The organism is Pseudomonas fragariae (ex Marin et al. 2024), assembly GCF_059621105.1.
Genome location: NZ_CM184369.1, coordinates 436756 through 457654 on the forward strand (window position 1 = coordinate 436756; position 20899 = coordinate 457654).

Below are 20899 nucleotides of genomic sequence, written 5' to 3' on the forward strand. Positions count from 1 at the left end.
GGCCCGAAATAACTCCGTAAGTGACGGAAACTCATAGGAATCAGGTTGTGTTCGAACTCTTCAGTAAGAAGGCCAACACCCTTCTAGGGATCGATATTAGCTCCACCTCGGTAAAACTCCTGGAATTGAGTCGTTCCGGCACCCGTTACAAGGTCGAGTCTTACGCAGTAGAGCCGTTGCCGGCCAACGCTGTCGTCGAAAAGAACATTGCCGAACTCGAAGGGGTCGGGCAGGCGTTGTCTCGCGTGCTCGCCAAGGCCAAGACCAGCGTCAAGAACGTGGCGGTTGCCGTGGCCGGTTCGGCGGTGATCACCAAGACCATCGAGATGGACGCCGGTCTTTCCGACGATGACATGGAAAACCAGCTCAAGCTTGAAGCTGACCAGTACATCCCCTATCCGCTGGAAGAAGTCGCCATCGATTTCGAAGTGCAGGGCTATTCGGTGCGCAATCCCGAACGCGTCGAGGTGTTGCTGGCTGCCTGCCGCAAGGAGAACGTCGAAGTGCGCGAGGCAGCCCTGGCGCTGGCCGGGCTGACCGCGCGCGTGGTCGATGTCGAGGCCTACGCCCTCGAGCGCTCGTTCGGACTGCTGGCCGCGCAACTGGGCAACGGTCATGACGAGCTGACGGTGGCCGTGGTCGATATAGGCGCCACCATGACCACCCTGAGCGTGCTGCATCATGGCCGGATCATTTATACCCGCGAGCAGCTGTTTGGCGGGCGCCAGCTGACTGACGAAATTCAGCGCCGCTACGGGCTCTCCATGGAGGAAGCCGGGCTTGCCAAGAAGCAGGGCGGCTTGCCCGACGACTACGTCAGCGAGGTGCTCGACCCCTTCAAGGAAGCGCTGGTGCAGCAGGTTTCCCGCTCCCTGCAGTTCTTCTTTGCGGCCGGTCAATACAACTCCGTGGATCACATCATGCTGGCAGGCGGCACGGCTTCGATTTCAGGGCTGGAGCATCTGATCCAGCGGCGCATCGGCACTCCGACCATGGTCGCCAACCCGTTTGCCGACATGGCCCTGAGTTCCAAGGTCAATGCCGGCGCCCTGGCCAGTGATGCGCCGGCGCTGATGATCGCGTGTGGCCTGGCGTTGAGGAGTTTCGACTGATGGCGCGGATCAACTTATTACCGTGGCGCGAAGAGCTTCGCGAAGAACGAAAGAAACGCTTCCTGACTGCCTTGGTCGGCGTGTTGGTGGTATCAGTCGGCATTCTGTTTCTGATCGATCGGTACGTCAGCAACGCCCTCGAGCATCAGATGGCACGCAATGCGTTTCTGCAGACACAGATTGCCCAGCTCGATATCCGCATCAAGGAGATCAGCGACCTCAAGGCCCGTCGCAAGCAACTGCTCGAGCGCATGAAGATCATTCAGGACCTGCAAGGCAACCGCCCGATCACCGGGCGCGTCTTCGATCAACTGGCGCGGACCCTGCCGGATGGCGTCTATTACTCGCAGGTCAAAATGACCGACAAGCTGATCGCCATCAATGGTGCTGCCGAGTCGAACAACCGGGTTTCCGACCTGATGCGTAATCTTGAAGCTTCCGACTGGCTGGAAGCGCCGAGCCTGACCGAGGTCAAGGCCACGACCGCCGGTGCTGTGGATCAGGCCAACGTCTTTCAGTTGACCGTACGCCAGACCCAGCCACCGGTTGCCGCTGCCGCAGGAGCCAAGCCATGAATATGTCCGAATGGCTGGAAGGGCTGCGCAAGGTCGATCTGAGCGAACTGGACCTGAACAACCTCGGTTCATGGCCTGCGGCGATCAAGGCCATTGCCGGGGTGCTGGTCGCGGTCATGATTTTCGCACTGGGCTATTTCTTCTTTATCCAGGACCTGGAAACCCAGCTGGAAAGCGCGCAGGGCAGCGAGGTGACGCTCAAGGAGCAGTTCTCCAACAAGGCCTTCCAGGCGGCCAACCTCGATCCGTACAAGAAGCAGATGGAAGAAATGGAAAACACCTTCGGTGCCCTGCTGCGGCAATTGCCCAGCGACACCGAAGTGCCTGGGCTGCTTGAGGACATCACCCGAACCGGACTGGGAAGCGGGCTCGAGTTCGAGGAAATCAAGCTGCTGCCCGAGGCGGCCCAGCAGTTCTACATCGAGCTGCCGATACAGATCACCGTGGTCGGTGGTTATCACGACCTGGCGACCTTCGTCAGCGGCGTCGCCAGCCTGCCGCGCATCGTTACGCTGCATGATTTCGAGATCAAGCCGGTCGATCCCAAGGTGCCGACCAAGTTGCGCATGAGCATTCTGGCCAAGACCTACCGCTACAACGATGAAGGGCTGAAGAAATGAGGGCGGCGCGATTGCTGTGCGTCAGTGTGGTTCTGGCAGGGCTGGCCGGTTGCGGTAATGACAATGATTTTGCCGATCTTTCTGAATTCATGGATCAGGCCAGAGCCCGCCCGAGTGGCAACATCGAGCCGCTGCCCAAGTTTCGGCCGTATGAGGCGTTCACCTACAACGCCTCCACGCTGCGCAGTCCTTTTCAGCCGCCGGTCAAGATCGACCTGCTCAACCGCCAGAAGGGGTCACGGCTGGTGGCGCCGGACGAACACCGGGTCAAACAGTTCCTTGAAGGCTTCAATATCGAGTCGTTCGAGATGGTCGGCACGATGGGCAACGAGTCAGGGACATTCGCCCTGCTGCGCGGTGCCGGAGGTGTTCATCGCGTCAAGGTGGGGGATTATCTGGGGCGTAACAACGGCCGGGTAGTGTCGATCGGCGACGCGCAGGTTGATGTCATCGAAATTGTTCCTGATGGAGAGGGGGCGTGGCTGGAAAGGCCGCGCACGATCGCCCTCAAAGAACGCTCATGAAGTGGGCAAGGCCAAGTATGCACAGTAGCGCTCAACGGAAATTGATCATGACCCGGATTCTCTCGATTATCGGCGTGTCGTTATGCATCGCGATGCTGTCGCCGGTTCTCCAGGCTGCCAACCTCAAGACCCTGGATGTCGCCGCCCTGCCGGGTGACCGCATCGAGCTGAAGCTGGCATTCGACGCCCCGGTGCCTGCACCGCGCGGTTACACCACCTCGCAACCGGCGCGCATTGCGCTGGACCTGCCGGGTGTTACCAGCCAGCTGGCGACCAAAAGTCGTGACCTGGGCACCGGCAATGCGCGCAGTGTGGTCGTGGTACAGGCTCAGGACCGTACCCGGGTGATCATCAACCTGACCACGCTTTCGCCGTACAGCTCCCGCGTCGATGGCAACAACCTGTTCGTGGTCATCGGCCAGGGTGCCGGCGCCGCGCAAGCCTCCCAGCCGACTACCGCGATGGGCGCACAACGGGTCGCAGCGCCACCCCCCACGCCGGCATCTGCCAGGCCGTTCATCCCCGCTGGCGTCAAGGCCATCAGGAATGTCGACTTCCAGCGTGGCGAGCTGGGTGAGGGCAATGTGGTCATCGACCTGAGCAACCCCGGCATTGCCCCGGATATTCAGGAGCAGGGCGGCAAGATCCGCGTGGACTTCGCCAAGACCCAGCTGCCCGAACCGCTGCGCGTCCGCCTGGACGTCAAGGACTTCGCCACGCCGGTGCAGTTCGTCAGTGCTTCGGCGACAGGTGACAAGGCCAGCATTCTGATCGAGCCGTCGGGCGCCTTCGACTACTCGGCGTTCCAGACCGAAAACAAGCTGACGATCAGCGTGCGCCCGTTGACCAACGAGGATCTGGACCGCCGCGCTGCCGACAAGCCGGTGTACACCGGTGAAAAGCTGTCGCTGAACTTCCAGGACATCGATGTGCGTTCGGTGCTGCAGCTGATTGCCGACTTCACCAACCTCAATCTGGTGGCCAGTGATACGGTCCAGGGCGGTATCACCCTGCGTCTGCAGAATGTGCCATGGGATCAGGCGCTGGATCTGGTGCTGAAAACCAAGGGCCTGGACAAGCGCAAGGTCGGCAACGTTCTACTGGTCGCACCGGCTGATGAAATTGCCGCCCGCGAGCGTCAGGAGCTGGAGTCACTCAAACAGATCGCCGAGCTGGCACCCCTGCGCCGTGAGCTGCTGCAGGTCAATTATGCCAAGGCTGCCGACATCGCCAAGCTGTTCCAGTCCGTGACCAGTGCCGAGTCCAAGGCCGACGAGCGTGGCTCGATCACGGTGGACGACCGGACCAACAACATCATTGCCTACCAGACCCAGGAACGACTCGACGAACTGCGTCGTATCGTGTCGCAACTGGACATCCCGGTACGCCAGGTGATGATCGAGGCGCGCATCGTCGAGGCCAACGTCGATTACAACAAGCAGCTCGGGGTACGCTGGGGCGGGTCTACCAACACCAGCGGCAGCGGCAAATGGACAACCTACGGGCTGGATAATAACGGCGACGAGGCCGGTAACACTGGCAGCAGTGTGACCTCCAACGTGCCGTTCGTGGACCTGGGCGCTGCTGATGCGACGACCGGCATAGGCCTGGGCTTCGTGACCAACAACACGCTGCTGGACCTTGAGCTGAGTGCCATGGAGAAAACCGGTAACGGTGAAATCGTCTCCCAGCCCAAGGTGGTCACCTCCGACAAGGAAACCGCCAAGATCCTCAAGGGCACGGAGATCCCGTATCAGGAATCCAGCTCCAGCGGTGCGACCACCGTGAGCTTCAAGGAAGCTTCCCTGTCGCTTGAAGTGACGCCGCAGATCACGCCGGACAACCGCATCATCATGGAAGTGAAGGTCACCAAGGACGAGCCGGACTACCTGAATGCGGTACTGGGCGTACCGCCCATCAAGAAGAACGAGGTCAACGCCAAGGTGCTGATTTCCGACGGCGAAACCATCGTCATCGGTGGTGTGTTCTCGAATACGCAAAGTAAAGTTGTCGATAAAGTGCCATTTCTTGGCGATGTACCGTATCTTGGCCGGCTTTTCAGGCGCGATGTGGTATCCGAGTCCAAATCCGAGCTGTTGGTATTTTTGACTCCGCGTATCATGAACAACCAGGCGATTTCTGTGAGTCGTTGATTTTGTGCGAAATTTAATACTTGTGGGGCCGATGGGTGCTGGCAAGAGCACCATCGGCCGTTTGCTTGCCAAAGAATTGCGACTGCCGTTCAAGGATTCCGACAAGGAAATCGAGCTGCGTACGGGCGCCAATATTCCCTGGATCTTCGACAAGGAAGGCGAACCGGGTTTTCGTGATCGCGAGCAGGCCATGATTGCCGAACTGTGCGCCGCCGATGGCGTGGTTCTGGCGACCGGCGGTGGTGCGGTCATGCGCAGCGAAAATCGCCAGGCACTGCGCGCCGGCGGGCGTGTGGTTTATCTGCACGCCTCGATCGAGCAACAGGTGGGGCGCACCGCGCGTGATCGCAATCGGCCTTTGCTGCGTACCGCCGATCCTGCCCGGGTACTGAGCGAGTTGCTGGCCATCCGTGACCCGTTTTATCGGGAAATCGCCGATATCGTGATTGAAACCGATGAGCGGCCGCCCCGAATGGTGGTTCTTGAGATACTGGCGCGACTGGCAGAGCTTCCTCCCCGTTAAAGCGCAGGCGAAAATGCGCTATTCTCGACGCCCGGAAAACAGCGACGGTGCATGGCCTTGCGTCATGACCTGCTGAAGCACACACCGTCCAATCGGTAATCAATGTGGGGACACATGCAGACACTTAAGGTCGAGCTTGGTGAGCGTAGCTACCCGATCCATATTGGCGAAGGCCTGCTGGATCAGCCAGAGCTCCTGACCCCGCACATCGTCGGGCGCCAGGTAGCTATCGTTTCCAACACGACAGTGGCGCCGCTGTACCTGGAACGCCTGACGCAAACCCTGGCCGGTTACAACGTTCTGCCGATTGTTCTGCCCGATGGCGAGGCGTTCAAGAACTGGGAGACCCTGCAGACCATTTTCGATGGCCTGCTGACCGCCCGTCATGATCGTCGTACCACGGTCATCGCCCTGGGTGGCGGGGTGATCGGCGACATGGCCGGGTTCGCTGCCGCCTGCTATCAGCGTGGCGTGAACTTCATCCAGATCCCGACCACGCTGCTGTCTCAGGTGGACTCGTCGGTCGGCGGCAAGACCGGCATCAACCACCCGCTGGGCAAGAACATGGTCGGTGCCTTCTATCAGCCGAGTGTGGTGCTGATCGATACCGCATCGCTCAATACCCTGCCCGAGCGTGAGCTGTCCGCCGGGCTGGCGGAAGTCATCAAGTACGGCCTGATCTGCGACGAACCCTTTCTGACCTGGCTCGAAGAGCACGTCGATGCACTGCGCGGGCTGGACCAGGCGGCGCTGACCGTGGCCATCGAACGTTCCTGCGCCGCCAAGGCGCTGGTGGTCGGCGCCGATGAGCGCGAGTCCGGTGTTCGTGCGACATTGAACCTGGGTCACACATTCGGGCACGCCATCGAGACGCATATGGGCTATGGTGTCTGGCTGCATGGCGAGGCGGTTGCTGCCGGTACGGTCATGGCGCTGGAAATGTCCTCGCGCCTGGGCTGGATCAGCACGCAGGAGCGGGATCGCGGCATTCGCCTGTTTCAGCGTGCCGGGCTGCCGGTCGTGCCGCCGCAGGACATGACGCAAGACAATTTCCTCGAACACATGGCGATCGACAAGAAAGTCATCGACGGTCGCTTGCGTCTGGTGCTGTTGCGCCGGATGGGTGAAGCGGTTATCACGGACGAATATCCAAAAGAAGTATTACAGGCCACTCTGGTTGCGGATTATCGCGCCCTGGTGGATCAGCTCAGAGGTTAACGGAAACCCCATGACTAGTTTGCATGCCGACGAGGCCTTCCTCGGCCATTATCAGTTGAGTCATGACCCCTTTGCGGCGCGGGTACCTGGCTTCAAATTCTTTCCTGCCCAACGCAAGCCTGTGCTGGGTCAGCTTCATCATCTAGCGCGCTACAGTCAGCTGCTGCTGGCGGTTACCGGGCCTCAGGGCAGCGGCAAGACCCTGCTGCGCCAGGCGTTGGTAGCGAGTACCAACAAGCAGTCGGTGCAAAGTGTCGTGATTTCTGCGCGCGGTGCCGGCGATGCTGCGGGCGTGCTGCAGCAGGTCGCGCAGGCGCTGAGCGTCGCCCAGGCTGAAATGCAGTCGATCCTGTCGCAGGTCGTGCAGCTCGGGCTGACCGGTCAGGAAGTCTACCTGCTGGTTGACGATGCGGAACAACTTGGCGATTCGGCGCTCGAAGCGTTGCTGGGTCTTGCTGCGGGAACGCCTGAAGGGCGTCCGCATGTATTCCTGTTCGGAGAGCCATCGCTGCTCGATCGTCTCGATCAGATGTGTGCCGACCTGCAGGGCGATGTCGAAGGCGAACGCTTTCACGTCATCGAGCTGCAACCCTATACGGAAGAGGAAACCCGGGAGTATCTGGCTCAGCGTCTGGAGGGTGCAGGGCAGGGAATCGCGTTGTTCACCGCCGACCAGATCACCGATATTCATGAACAGTCCGATGGCTGGCCTGGCGCAATCAACCAGGTAGCCCGCGATTCAATGATCGAGGCGATGATCGCGAGTCGTTCCGCGGTCAAGCGTCCAAGTGTGGGGTTCAAAATGCCGAAAAAACACGTATTGGCCTTGGGTGCCGTTGTCATAGTGGCCGTGGCAGCAGCCGTGCTGATCCCGGGTCGCGGCGACAAGACGGGTACACCCGCCAATGCCCCGGCTTCCGCTCAGGCGCAACTGCCGCTGGGCGAAGGCAAGCCAACTGCTCAACAATCGAACAACGGCAGCCCGGCCATCGAATTCGCTGGCAATTCCCAGCCGATGCCGTTGCCGATGAATGGCAACCAGCCGGTGATGCGCGGTCCTCTGGCCGAAGCCGCCGGTTCCAGTGATTCCGACGAAGACGCCGTGCCGACAGGTTCGCCTGCCCAGCCGCCGACCGTGACCACTACTGCGCCTCCAGCCGGTGTTCCGGCAGGTCAGGCCGCAGCGCAGACGCCTCGTTCGTCCATCCCTGCGCCGACACCTGCACCTGCACCTGCGCCAGCGGCCAAGCCGGCACCTGCGCAGACTCAGGTTGCTACGGCCAAGCCTGCCCCGGCTCCGGCTGCCAAACCGGCTGAAAAACCGGCAGCGGCCGCCGCCAAACCGGCTGCCGGCGGTAGCTGGTACAGCAGCCAGGCACCAGGCCACTACGTGGTGCAGATTCTCGGCACCAGCTCCGAAGCGACGGCCCAGGCCTACGTTGCAGAGCAGGGTGGCGAGTATCGTTATTTCAAGAAAACCCTGCAGGGCAAGCCGCTGTACGTTGTGACGTACGGCAACTTTCCTGACCGCGCTGCCGCCCTGGCAGCCATCAAGGTATTGCCAGCCAAGGTTCAGGCTGGTAAACCTTGGCCTCGTACTGTCGCCAGCGTCCAACAAGAGCTCGGCGCCACTCGTTGAAGTCGCAGCGGCCCTACCCGGGCCGTTTGCCGACCTGCCTGACTTAACCCGCCTGCGCGCGCGGCCTATCGGCCCGAGCCTTGCGGCGTCTGCGTTACAAGCGCCTTACAGTCTCCCGTCGCGTCAGTCAGATTCATGAAGAAATACTTTGACTAGCACAGCGACCCGTTTTAAAACTTTCATAATTGCGACATTGATTATCAGCCAGTCGTCGTTAAATTTGTGAGCCCTTGTGTCGCTGTGTACAATGACCTCCGTTTTGCCTGTCCGAAGCTGGCGCACGTTCGGCGTGACAGGCAATTGGTTGAATTAAAAGGAAATTTGCCTCGCATAGAGGCAGCCTGGTGAGAAAGTGTCTATGAAAGCAGGTCTGTACCAACCAGATGAATTCAAGGATAACTGCGGCTTCGGCCTGATCGCTCATATGCAGGGCGAGCCCAGTCATCACCTGTTGCAGACGGCCGTTCAGGCCCTGACCTGCATGACCCACCGTGGCGGTATCAACGCCGACGGCAAGACCGGCGACGGTTGCGGTCTGTTGATTCAGAAGCCCGATGGCTTCCTGCGTGCGATTGCCAAGCAACACTTCGACGTCGATCTGCCCCGCCAATATGCTGTGGGCATGGTGTTCCTCAATCAGGACGACGCCAAGGCCGACGCCGCACGCGAAAACATGAACCGTGAAATCCTCGCCGAAGGCCTGGATCTGGTGGGCTGGCGTCAGGTGCCGATCGATACCAGCGTTCTGGGTCGCCTGGCGCTGGAGCGCCTGCCGAAAATCGAGCAGGTATTCATTGGCGGTGAGGGCCTGAGCGATCAGGAATTCGCCATCAAACTGTTCAGTGCGCGTCGCCGCTCGTCGGTGTCCAACGCCGCCGATACCGATCACTACATCTGCAGCTTTTCGCACAAGACCATCATTTATAAAGGCCTGATGATGCCGGCCGACCTCACGGCCTTCTTCCCGGACCTGAGCGACGAGCGTCTGCAGACCGCTATCTGCGTGTTCCACCAGCGCTTTTCCACCAATACCCTGCCGAAATGGCCGCTGGCGCAGCCGTTCCGTTTCCTCGCCCACAACGGCGAGATCAACACCATCACCGGCAACCGCAACTGGGCACAGGCGCGGCGCACCAAGTTCACCAACGATCTGATGGACCTGGACGAGCTGGGCCCGCTGGTCAACCGCGTGGGTTCTGACTCGTCGAGCATGGACAACATGCTCGAACTGATGGTCACCGGCGGCATCGACCTGTTCCGTGGCGTGCGCATGATCATTCCGCCTGCGTGGCAGAACGTCGAGACCATGGACCCGGATCTGCGGGCGTTCTATGAGTACAACTCCATGCACATGGAGCCGTGGGACGGCCCTGCGGGCGTGGTCATGACCGAAGGTCGTCATGCGGTCTGCCTGCTCGACCGCAACGGCCTGCGCCCGGCGCGCTGGGTCACGACCAGGAACGGCTACATCACCCTGGCGTCGGAAATCGGCGTGTGGGATTACAAACCCGAAGATGTCATCGCCAAGGGCCGTGTCGGTCCGGGGCAGATCTTTGCCGTGGACACCGAAACCGGTCAGATCCTCGACACCGATGCCATCGACAACCGCCTCAAGTCGCGTCATCCGTACAAGCAATGGCTGCGCAAGAATGCCCTGCGCATTCAGGCCACCATGGAAGACAACGACCATGGTTCGGCTTTTTACGACAGCGAGCAGCTCAAGCAGTACATGAAGATGTACCAGGTCACGTTCGAAGAGCGTGATCAGGTGCTGCGTCCGCTGGGCGAGCAGGGCCAGGAAGCCGTAGGCTCGATGGGGGATGACACGCCAATGGCCGTGCTGTCGCGTCGTGTACGCTCGCCTTACGATTACTTCCGTCAGCAATTCGCGCAGGTGACCAACCCGCCGATCGACCCGCTGCGCGAAGCCATCGTCATGTCGCTGGAAATCTGCCTCGGTGCCGAGCGCAATATTTTCCAGGAGTCGCCGGAGCACGCCTCGCGCGTGATCCTCAGCTCGCCGGTCATTTCGCCAGCCAAATGGCGCTCGCTGATGAACCTGGAGCGTCCAGGGTTCGAACGCCATATCATTGACCTGAACTACGATGAAAGCCTGGGCCTTGAAGCCGCTGTGCGCAACGTTGCCGATCAGGCCGAAGAGGCCGTGCGTTCCGGTCATACGCTGATCGTGCTGAGCGACCGACACATTGCGCCGGGCAAGCTGCCGGTGCACGCCTCGCTGGCGGTCGGCGCGGTTCACCACCGTCTGACCGAACAGGGTCTGCGCTGCGACAGCAACATCCTGGTCGAAACCGCGACGGCGCGTGACCCGCACCATTTCGCCGTGTTGATCGGCTTCGGCGCCTCGGCGGTCTATCCGTTCCTGGCCTACGAAGTGCTGGGCGACCTGATCCGTACCGGCGAAGTGCTGGGCGATCTGTACGAAGTCTTCAAGAACTACCGCAAAGGCATCACCAAGGGCCTGCTCAAGATCCTCTCGAAGATGGGCATCTCGACCGTTGCGTCCTACCGTGGCGCACAGTTGTTCGAAGCCATCGGTCTGTCCGAGGAAGTCTGCGACATGAGCTTCCGCGGCGTGCCGAGCCGCCTGAAGGGCGCGCGCTTCGTCGACATCGAAGCCGAACAGAAGGCGCTGGCCGCCGAAGCCTGGAGCCCGCGCAAGCCGATCCAGCAAGGCGGCCTGCTCAAGTTCGTGTTTGGTGGCGAATACCATGCCTACAACCCGGACGTGGTCAGCACCCTGCAGGCTGCCGTGCAGCAGGGTGACTACAGCAAGTTCAAGGAATATACCTCGCTGGTGGACCAGCGTCCGGTGTCGATGATTCGTGACCTGCTGCAGGTCAGGACAATCGATCAGCCGCTGAACATCGACGAAATCGAGCCGCTGAGCGAAATCCTCAAGCGCTTCGACTCGGCCGGTATTTCTCTGGGTGCCTTGTCGCCCGAGGCCCACGAAGCGCTGGCCGAGGCGATGAACCGCCTGGGCGCGCGCTCCAACTCCGGTGAGGGTGGCGAAGACCCGGCCCGTTACGGCACGGTGCGCAGCTCCAAGATCAAGCAGATTGCGACGGGCCGCTTTGGCGTCACGCCCGAGTATCTGGTCAATGCCGACGTGCTGCAGATCAAGGTCGCGCAGGGCGCCAAGCCGGGCGAGGGCGGGCAACTGCCGGGCGGCAAGGTCAATGGCCTGATCGCCAAGCTGCGCTATGCAGTACCGGGCGTGACGCTGATTTCGCCGCCGCCGCACCACGACATCTATTCCATCGAAGACTTGTCGCAGCTGATTTTTGACCTGAAGCAGGTCAACCCGGCGGCGCTGGTGTCGGTCAAGCTGGTGGCAGAAGCGGGCGTCGGCACCATTGCCGCCGGTGTCGCCAAGGCCTACGCCGACCTGATCACCATTTCCGGTTACGACGGCGGCACCGGTGCATCGCCGCTGACCTCGATCAAATATGCCGGCGCACCGTGGGAGCTGGGGCTGGCCGAAACCCACCAGACCCTGCGTGGCAACGACCTGCGCGGCAAGGTTCGGGTACAGACCGACGGTGGTCTGAAAACCGGCCTGGACGTGATCAAGGCTGCCATTCTCGGGGCCGAAAGCTTCGGTTTCGGCACCGCGCCGATGATCGCGCTGGGCTGCAAATACCTGCGTATCTGCCACCTGAACAACTGCGCCACCGGCGTTGCAACTCAGAACGAAAAGCTGCGCAAGGACCACTACATCGGCACCGTCGACATGGTGATCAACTTCTTCACCTACGTGGCAGAAGAAACCCGCGAGTGGCTGGCCAGGCTGGGTGTTCGCTCGCTGGAAGAGCTGATCGGCCGTACCGACCTGCTGGACATCCTGCCGGGCGAAACCGAGAAGCAGCAACATCTGGACCTGACACCATTACTGGGCAGCGACCATATTCCGGCCGACAAACCGCAGTTCAGCCAGGTGGATCGCAACCCGCCGTTCGACAAGGGCTTGCTGGCCGAGAAGATGGTGGAGATGGCCAAGCCGGCCATCGAGTCGCTCAGCGGCGGCGACTACGAACTGGATATCTGCAACTGCGACCGTTCGATCGGCGCGCGCATCTCTGGCGAAATCGCCAGACTGCACGGCAACCAGGGCATGAACAAGGCACCTGTTACCTTCCGCTTCAAGGGCACTGCCGGTCAGAGCTTCGGCGTGTGGAACGCCGGTGGCCTGAACATGTACCTGGAAGGCGATGCCAACGACTACGTCGGCAAGGGCATGACCGCTGGCAAGCTGGTGATCGTGCCGCCCAAGGGCAGCCCGTTCAAGACCAACGAAAGCGCGATTATCGGTAACACCTGCCTGTACGGCGCAACTGGCGGCAAGCTGTTTGCGGCAGGTACGGCAGGCGAGCGTTTCGCCGTGCGTAACTCCGGTGCTCATACTGTGGTTGAAGGCACTGGCGATCATTGCTGCGAATACATGACGGGTGGTTTCGTCTGCGTACTGGGCAAGACCGGCTACAACTTCGGTTCCGGCATGACCGGCGGTTTCGCCTACGTGCTCGACCTGGACAACACCTTCGTTGACCTCGTCAACCATGAACTGGTCGAGATCCAGCGTATCAGCGGCGAATCGATGGAGGCATACCGCACTCACCTGCAAAGCGTCCTGAACGAGTACGTCGCGGAAACCGACAGCGAATGGGGCCGCAATATCGCGGAAAACCTGGACGACTACCTGCGTCGTTTCTGGCTGGTCAAGCCCAAGGCTGCCAACCTGAAATCGCTGCTGTCCAGCACTCGGGCGAATCCGCAGTAAAAGCAGCTGCTAGCGGTTAGCTTCAAGCCGCAAGTTTGCCACCCTGTGAATTGAACTGAATTGATTTCTTGCAGCTTGAAGCTTGTCGCTTGAAGCTGCCGCAAAGAGGCTCCAGAGAATGGCTGAACGTCTCAGTAACGACTTCCAGTTCATCGACGTCGGACGTAAAGACCCGAAGAAGAAACTGCTGCGTCAACGCAAGAAAGAGTTCGTGGAAATCTACGAGCCTTTCAAGCCCCAGCAGTCCGCCGATCAGGCGCACCGCTGCCTGGGTTGCGGCAACCCGTACTGCGAATGGAAGTGCCCGGTGCACAACTTCATTCCCAACTGGCTCAAGCTGGTCGCCGAGGGCAATATCCTCGCGGCAGCGGAATTGTCGCACCAGACCAACACCCTGCCGGAAGTCTGCGGCCGCGTGTGCCCGCAGGATCGCCTGTGTGAAGGTGCCTGCACACTGAACGACGGTTTCGGTGCGGTGACCATCGGGTCGGTCGAGAAGTACATCACCGATACCGCCTTTGCCATGGGCTGGCGTCCGGACATGTCCAAGGTCGTGCCGACCGGCAAGCGCGTCGCGATCATCGGCGCAGGGCCTGCGGGCCTGGGCTGTGCCGACGTGCTGGTGCGTGGCGGCGTAACCCCGGTGGTGTTCGACAAGAATCCGGAAATCGGCGGTCTGCTGACCTTCGGCATTCCGGAATTCAAGCTGGAGAAATCCGTGCTGAGCCATCGCCGTGAAGTGTTCACCGGCATGGGCATCGAATTCCGTCTCAACACCGAAGTCGGCAAGGATGTCACCATCGATCAACTGCTCGCAGAATACGATGCGGTGTTCATGGGCATGGGCACCTACACCTACATGAAAGGCGGCTTCCCCGGTGAGGATCTGCCAGGCGTGCACGATGCGCTCGACTTCCTGATCGCCAACGTCAACCGCAACCTGGGCTTTGAAAAGGCCCCGGAAGACTTCGTCGACATGAAGGGCAAGCGGGTCGTGGTTCTGGGCGGTGGCGACACGGCGATGGACTGCAACCGCACCTCGATCCGCCAGGGCGCCAAGTCAGTGACCTGCGCCTACCGTCGCGACGAAGAAAACATGCCTGGCTCGCGCAAGGAAGTGAAAAACGCCAAGGAAGAAGGCGTGAAGTTCCTCTACAACCGTCAGCCGATCGCCATCATCGGCGAGGGCAAGGTTGAAGGCGTGAAAGTGGTCGAGACGCGCCTGGGCGAACCGGATGCCCGTGGTCGTCGCAGTCCCGAGCCGATTCCGGGCTCCGAAGAGATCATCCCGGCAGAAGCCGTGGTCATCGCCTTCGGCTTCCGCCCAAGCCCGGCACCCTGGTTCGAGCAGTTCACCATCAGCACCGACAGCCAGGGCCGTGTCGTGGCCCCGGAACAGGCGCAGTACAAGCACCAGACCAGCAACCCGAAGATCTTCGCCGGTGGCGACATGGTGCGCGGCTCCGACCTGGTGGTGACCGCTATCTTCGAAGGCCGTAATGCGGCTGAAGGGATTCTGGATTACCTGGGCGTCTGAGCCTTGTGTTGCCGGGGTGTGTCGTTGCTGACGCGCACCCCGATAACAAGCGTCTACCCTTCATAGGCACTGTGCCAATGTCTCTGACATCCCGCCTGGCACTTCTTCCCTGAACTCGGTGCAACTCGCTCGGCAGGGCGGGTTTGAGATCTTTTGAAATAACTCCGATTCTCCGATCACGACCTGTCCGTAAGGGGCGTGATATTCGATTGTTAACGCTTGTTTCCGCCCCCGGTCACTGCCCCTGGAAAGCATTAGGCTCTTGCGCTTTCATCGGGAGGTCAATTGCCACACAGGCACTCCCGCCCTCCATGTCGCTATAAGGAAATAGCCGTGTTGAAAGCAGCACCCAGGGGCAAGCTTGCGCGCTCCACTGAACAGCAATCTCTCGGGCCGGACAGGTTCACGCCCAGTAGCATTGCCGTTCGCGAACACCGAAACCGGGAACGGGCAGACCGCATCATCGACCAGTTCGTCGAGCGCTTCACAGAAAAAGATTTTTTTCCGGATGACGGCGATGACGCCTTGTTTGCCTTGCTGGTTCAGTTGCCTGAATGGCCAGCAGACCTGTCGATCAGGATTCACAACGAAAGCGACGAAGTGCTCGCGGTTTTCCTGAAGGGCAGCGATGACAGCGTCGTTCAGAGCAGTATTCTCCTGACGCTAAACGCTGACGCTTATATTGCGCCGGATGATGTTCCGATCTTCGATGATGAGCCGCTGCTGCACTTGATCTTCAGCCAGTTGCCTGTGGGTTCTGACCTCGGGACGGGAGGTAACTTTCCGGGCAGCAACAGTGTCGCCGGACGAATAGTAACCCTGCGTGAGCAAATCGCCGGGTTGGCAAAAGACCAGAGGCCGCTGTTGTTCGATGCCCTTGTGGCGGCGAATGAGGACGTTTCAAAAAGCCAGCTGGATACCCGCACGCGTAACCCTCTTCTGCCCCTATGGGTTCGTCAGCAGGCTTTTCTGACTCCGGCGCTGGGCGTGCTGTGTGCCTTATGCCCAGAGGTTCCGGTCGCACGCCTCGAGGAATTGCTGGATCAGATGCCGTTGACGGAGCAGGAAGAAACCGGCTTTCTGGAGAGAACACTATTGCCGGACGCTTTTGGCGAAGCGCTGAACATTTCTCTGGATGAGTGGAGCAGCAGTCTGGCCATTGATGGTCTGGCGCGAACGCGCAGCTTCAATACCTATACGGATGAGCTGGCCCGCCGCCTTGCCAGTCAGCTGCTGACGGACACCCTGGGACGAGCACTGGTGATCATCGAATACGGCATGAGCCTGTATGTCACGCCAGGCCCTGACGATACCAGCATCGTTTTGCTGCATGACGACTACGGCAATTACCGTGCACAGGATACCGGCAACGGTGAAATCACTTCATTCAAGGAGGGCACCGACAGCTTTTATCTGGCGATCAGTGCGCAATTGAAGGCCGAAGAACGAACATTGCTGGGCATGCAGTTCGAACAGGACGTGAAGGGGTTTCGCGAGCTGCTGACCCGTCTTGCCATCAAGGAAAATCGCGGCTGGTTTGACCCCGGAAAGCCCACCGAAATCGAAAGCGGGTTTCTACCCGAGTGGTTCGCGGCCGCGGCCGATGTCGAAAAGCATCGCTGGAAAGCGGCGGTGCAGGATTACACTCAGGCATTGCTCGAAGCTCAGGCACCGGACCTGCTCGATCCTTCCGGATACGGAGAGCCCGAGCAGTTGCGCAACTACGCGCGTGAGAAACTTCGGGCGCGAATCCTGCTCGACCACGGGGTTGCAGTCGACCCTGACGCTGTCATTGTGCACACCGCGAGCATCGAGATTGACCCAGGCATTATCATCGATACGGATTACACCTACGTCGGTCCTTCAGAGATCGAGCCGAATGTTGAAACGCAGCAGCGCAGCCTGACGGAGCTGTCTCTGGAAAACATTGCCGTTACCGATATCAACTTTCTGCTCACCGGTCGCGCGTTTGACGATCATGGACAACTGATCAGCTTTTTGAGCGCCGGTTATCTGTTCAGTCTGATTCGTGATCTGAACGTCGGCGAAAACCATGTCCGATTCCTCAACACCGAGTTATTGACCTCGACAGCCGGGCAATGGCACCGCGAACGTTTCGCGAGCGTCATGCGCGCACAGATGCGTCTGGACGCCCTCGAAGCAAAAATGGCCGGAGACTTTCTTGGCGATGGAGGGCTCCCTCCCGAGTTGGCGAACAGAGGTTACAAATGGCTCGCCGCCGTACTGGATCACCCGTCTGAAGGTGGCGATCGTACGGCGGTGGAGGGGCACCGCATTCAGGTCAGTCAGTTGTCGATCAATGGTGTGACATTGAGCGGCATACTGCTGGTCGGCGCGGAGTCTCTTTCCAGCGTGGCCAGCCTGGTGCTGTTCACCCCGCAGGTACCCGACGGCAAATGCTTCCGGGAAATGAGCGATGCGCAGGCACTTCAGCAACAAGTACTGCTTGAGCCTGAATTGCTGGACTATCTGGTGAGCAGGGCTCCTCTGGCGTCCCGGGGCCATGTCAGGCACGTCCTGACCTCTGGCCGTGACACGCTGTTCATGGCGCTGCAGCCCTGCACCGGTAGTTTTCTCGATGCAGTTTACGAGTCTGAAGTCGCACGGGTGATTTCTGCTGTCGAAGAACAGACCAATACCACGTGGGAAACCAATTGGGAGAGCGCCTGGGAAATCACCAAGGCTGTTGGCGATATCGTGCTCACCTTCGCACCTTTCAAGGTGAGGCTGCCGATGGCCGCGCTGCGCAGTTTTTATGCCATATGGCAGGGCGTTGCCACAACGGCTGATGACAAGGCAAGCGCCCCGCTGTATTTCGTTCAGGCGGCGCTACTACTGGCCGATGGATTGGCGCTGCCCAAGGGGCGACAGGTCAGGACGCCCGCAGCGACCTCCATTGGTCGCTCTGTGCTCGACCCGAGAACAGCCGTGGCAAGAATCCCCGGCGGGTTGAAATTACGCGATGACGGTTTTTACAAAGGCGTTTACGAAAAAAGCCGGGAAGACGCGCCAAGCCGTTTTTATGCCGTGCAACACGATAAGGCCTATGCCGTCAGGTACGACGCCGATTCCGCAGTCTGGCGGGTGATCGATCCGCGCCGGCCGGATGCCTATTACCAATTGCCGATTCAGCTCGACAGGCAAAATGTGTGGGTACACGCCTCGGCAGGTTTGCGCGGTGGCAAGAAGCATTCAAAACCCAAGTCCTCCAGTGGCTCGGGCAGTGATAGCGGATCGCCGGAAAACGGTAGCCGCGTCAGGAGGTATAAAGTTGATCTGGAGGGATTTTTTGAAAGTCGCAACTTCAAGAACGCTCAGAAAAACATCGAAGATGACCTCGTCGTTGCAGTCAGGAAGGCAACAGAGCGATTCGAACTGGACGGTAACGGCAGTCTGCATAAACATGGCAAAACAGGTTTTTCGCTCGATCTTCCCGGTGTTGGCAGGAGTACCGGCAGGGGAGCCTGGCGCTTGATACTCGAACCCGGTGAAAAGGGCATCATCAGGGCTGTCGACGTCAAGGATCCGCACAAATAGCTCAGACCTGCGCAGCGCAAACCGCTGAATTGGCTTGGCAAATCGCCTCGATAGACAAAAGGCACGGCTCTCGCCGTGCCTTTTGCGTCGAGCTCTGAGAAAATGCCGGCACTTTTATTGCGGATGCCGACATGACTGCCCTGAAGAACGACCGTTTCCTTCGCGCTTTGCTCAAGCAACCCGTAGACGTCACGCCGGTATGGATGATGCGTCAGGCAGGTCGTTACCTGCCGGAATACCGCGCCAGCCGCGCCAGTGCCGGGGATTTCATGAGCCTGTGCAAGAACCCGCAGTTCGCCTGTGAAGTCACCCTGCAGCCGCTGGATCGCTACCCGCTGGACGCGGCGATTCTGTTCTCCGACATCCTGACCATTCCTGATGCGATGGGCCAGGGGCTGTACTTCGAAACCGGCGAAGGCCCGCGTTTCAGGAAAACCGTGAGCACACTCGCTGACATCGAAGCACTGCCGATCCCCGATGCGCAGCAGGATCTGGGCTACGTGATGGATGCGGTCAGCACCATTCGCCGCGAACTCAACGGTCGTGTACCGCTGATCGGTTTCGCCGGCAGCCCGTGGACGCTGGCGACCTACATGGTCGAGGGCGGTTCGTCGAAGGACTTCCGCAAGTCCAAGGCCATGCTCTACGACAACCCGCAAGCCATGCACCTGCTGCTCGACAAGCTGGCGCAGTCAGTCACCTCCTACCTCAATGGCCAGATTCTGGCCGGTGCGCAGGCCGTGCAGATCTTCGACAGCTGGGGCGGCAGCCTGTCTTCGGCGGCGTATCAGGAGTTCTCGCTGGCCTACATGCGCAAGATCGTCAGCGGCCTGATCCGCGAAAACGACGGGCGCAAGGTGCCGGTCATCGTCTTCACCAAAGGCGGCGGTCTGTGGCTGGAAAGCATTGCCGACATCGGTGCAGACACCCTGGGGCTGGACTGGACCTGCGACATCGGCGAAGCGCGTCAGCGTGTCGGCAGCAAGGTTTCGCTGCAAGGCAACATGGACCCGACCGTACTCTACGCCCGCCCGGAAGCCATCCGCCAGGAAGTCGCACGCATCCTTGCCAGCTACGGCAGCGGCACCGGCCACGTCTTCAACCTCGGCCACGGCATCACCCCTGAAGTCGACCCGGCCAATGCCGGTGCGTTCATCAACGCGGTACACGAGTTGTCGGCGCAGTATCACGTGTAGTTGCCGGGCTGACGATGTTGGTTTTTGAGAGCTGAACCTATGGGAGAGGAATAGAAAAGACTATTCCTCTTGCTGATTCTCAGGGCTGATCGCTGGTCATCGGACGACGGTAGTGCTCTTAGGGACAAGGAGTGATAAATTGCCGGCAAGCAAGCCGGCAAAAATAGCCGGTTAAAAATTACCCAGCCCCTATAAATAGGGGCATTAGGTGGGGTTTAAAACCGGCAAATGGCATTCACACCGTACATTCCCCAAGACAAAGCGCCCGATGACTTGCAGGATCAGGTCGTCCAGATCATGCGGCTCGATGCGGCCCTCCACGCGAAAATTCCGGGCCCGCTGCGCTTGCCGATGATGAATCTGCTTCGGGTGGTGAATTCTTACTACAGCAACAAGATCGAGGGTAACTCCACGATTCCCGCCGACATTCTGCGTGCCGAGGATGCGCCTCAGGAGTTCAAGGGTGCAAAGGACCTGCAGGAGATCAAGCGTCACATTGAAGCCCAGCGTCGACTTACCGATGAGCCTATCAATCAGGTCGACGTGTGCACGAAGAGCGCTATCTCACGCATGCACCGCGAGTTCTATGTTGGCGTGCCCGAAGATATGCTGGATATTCAACTCAATGAGAAGGGCGATACCGTGCGTATGGTCCCCGGCGAATTCCGGCATCTGGGGGTTCGCGTCGGCAAGCACATCCCTCCAACCGTCGAGCAGATGCCCACATACCTCAACGATTTTGAGCGAATGTACCGCCTGGACTGGATTCACGGCCTTTCGGGCTTCTTTGCGGCTGCAGCGTCGCACCACAGGCTGATGTGGATTCACCCATTTATGGATGGCAACGGTCGCACCGGCCGCCTGTTCACGGATCAGTACCTCAAGGCAGCTGGCTTTGGTGGGTATGGTCTGTGGTCCATGAGCCGTGGATTTGCCCGCAACGTCACCGCCTACTACGAGATGCTTGGCGCCGCCGACCACCCGCGCAAAGGTGAGCTGGACGGGCGGGGTGAGCTTTCGGATAGTGGCCTGTTGCGCTGGACCCGTTTCTTCACGGAGACTGCCCTGGATCAGGTGCAATACTTCAGCGCGCAGCTTGAACCGGAAAGGCTTGACGAGCGGATCGACGTTTATTTCGAGATGCGCAGCCGTCGCGCGCTTTCGGACAGCAAGGGCGAGACTCTTCCTGAACTCCGTATAGAGGCCCGAGATGTCTATAAGGCGTTGCTCTACCAGGGCGATCAGCAGCGCGCTGATATTCAGGCCCGCTTGGGCGTCGGCGAGCGCACCACACGCAGTCTGTTGAGCCAGATGGCCAAAGAGGGATTGATAACGTTGGACGGCCGCAAGCCGGTAGCCCTGAACCTATCCCGGCACTCGATCGAGTTCCTGTTTCCCTACCTCTGGTAACCCTGTACGCACCAGGGTCATCCTTCCCTT

General features: G+C 60.0%; 13 protein-coding genes. All 13 read left to right on the forward strand.

The window, feature by feature from the left end:
• Positions 1-47: 47 nt before the first annotated feature.
• The 13 genes from AC54XV_RS02020 to AC54XV_RS02080 all read left to right on the forward strand — a co-directional run bounded on the left by AC54XV_RS02020 (position 48) and on the right by AC54XV_RS02080 (position 20869).
• Positions 48-1112 carry a pilus assembly protein PilM gene (locus AC54XV_RS02020; protein ID WP_003403040.1) on the forward strand — a complete coding sequence of 355 codons (1065 nt, stop codon included), beginning with the start codon at positions 48-50 and terminating at the stop codon, positions 1110-1112.
• Entirely contained in the window at positions 1112-1687 is a 576-nt protein-coding gene (locus AC54XV_RS02025; protein WP_003403038.1) for a PilN domain-containing protein, read from the forward strand. The genes AC54XV_RS02020 and AC54XV_RS02025 overlap by 1 nt, the downstream gene beginning before the upstream one ends.
• Positions 1684-2307 carry a type 4a pilus biogenesis protein PilO gene (gene pilO / locus AC54XV_RS02030; protein ID WP_024660871.1) on the forward strand — a complete coding sequence of 208 codons (624 nt, stop codon included), beginning with the start codon at positions 1684-1686 and terminating at the stop codon, positions 2305-2307. The genes AC54XV_RS02025 and pilO overlap by 4 nt, the downstream gene beginning before the upstream one ends.
• On the forward strand, positions 2304-2831 hold the full coding sequence (pilP, locus tag AC54XV_RS02035; protein ID WP_024651857.1) for a type 4a pilus biogenesis lipoprotein PilP: 528 nt from the start codon (positions 2304-2306) through the stop codon (positions 2829-2831). The genes pilO and pilP overlap by 4 nt, the downstream gene beginning before the upstream one ends.
• A gap of 47 nt (positions 2832-2878) precedes the next feature.
• The gene (locus tag AC54XV_RS02040) at positions 2879-4984 is read left to right on the forward strand and encodes a type IV pilus secretin PilQ (protein WP_024660872.1); all 2106 of its coding nucleotides are present in this window, start codon (positions 2879-2881) and stop codon (positions 4982-4984) included.
• Between the two features lie 4 nt (positions 4985-4988).
• Positions 4989-5507: a shikimate kinase AroK gene (gene aroK / locus AC54XV_RS02045; protein WP_003403034.1), complete on the forward strand. Its 519-nt coding sequence runs from the start codon at positions 4989-4991 to the stop codon at positions 5505-5507.
• 114 nt (positions 5508-5621) lie between these two features.
• Positions 5622-6725: a 3-dehydroquinate synthase gene (aroB, locus tag AC54XV_RS02050; protein ID WP_003403032.1), complete on the forward strand. Its 1104-nt coding sequence runs from the start codon at positions 5622-5624 to the stop codon at positions 6723-6725.
• Positions 6726-6735: 10 nt separating this feature from the next.
• On the forward strand, positions 6736-8364 hold the full coding sequence (locus tag AC54XV_RS02055) for an SPOR domain-containing protein (RefSeq protein WP_032655053.1): 1629 nt from the start codon (positions 6736-6738) through the stop codon (positions 8362-8364).
• Between the two features lie 358 nt (positions 8365-8722).
• Entirely contained in the window at positions 8723-13168 is a 4446-nt protein-coding gene (gene gltB, locus AC54XV_RS02060) for a glutamate synthase large subunit (RefSeq protein ID WP_011266380.1), read from the forward strand.
• A 118-nt stretch (positions 13169-13286) separates the two neighbouring features.
• Entirely contained in the window at positions 13287-14705 is a 1419-nt protein-coding gene (locus tag AC54XV_RS02065; protein ID WP_003403026.1) for an FAD-dependent oxidoreductase, read from the forward strand.
• Positions 14706-15038: 333 nt separating this feature from the next.
• Positions 15039-18263 carry a dermonecrotic toxin domain-containing protein gene (locus AC54XV_RS02070; RefSeq protein WP_058398654.1) on the forward strand — a complete coding sequence of 1075 codons (3225 nt, stop codon included), beginning with the start codon at positions 15039-15041 and terminating at the stop codon, positions 18261-18263.
• 131 nt (positions 18264-18394) lie between these two features.
• Entirely contained in the window at positions 18395-19459 is a 1065-nt protein-coding gene (gene hemE, locus AC54XV_RS02075; protein ID WP_003403024.1) for a uroporphyrinogen decarboxylase, read from the forward strand.
• A 228-nt stretch (positions 19460-19687) separates the two neighbouring features.
• A complete protein-coding gene (locus tag AC54XV_RS02080) occupies positions 19688-20869 on the forward strand; it encodes a Fic family protein (protein ID WP_003403023.1) in 1182 nt (393 codons plus the stop codon).
• Positions 20870-20899: the final 30 nt, after the last annotated feature.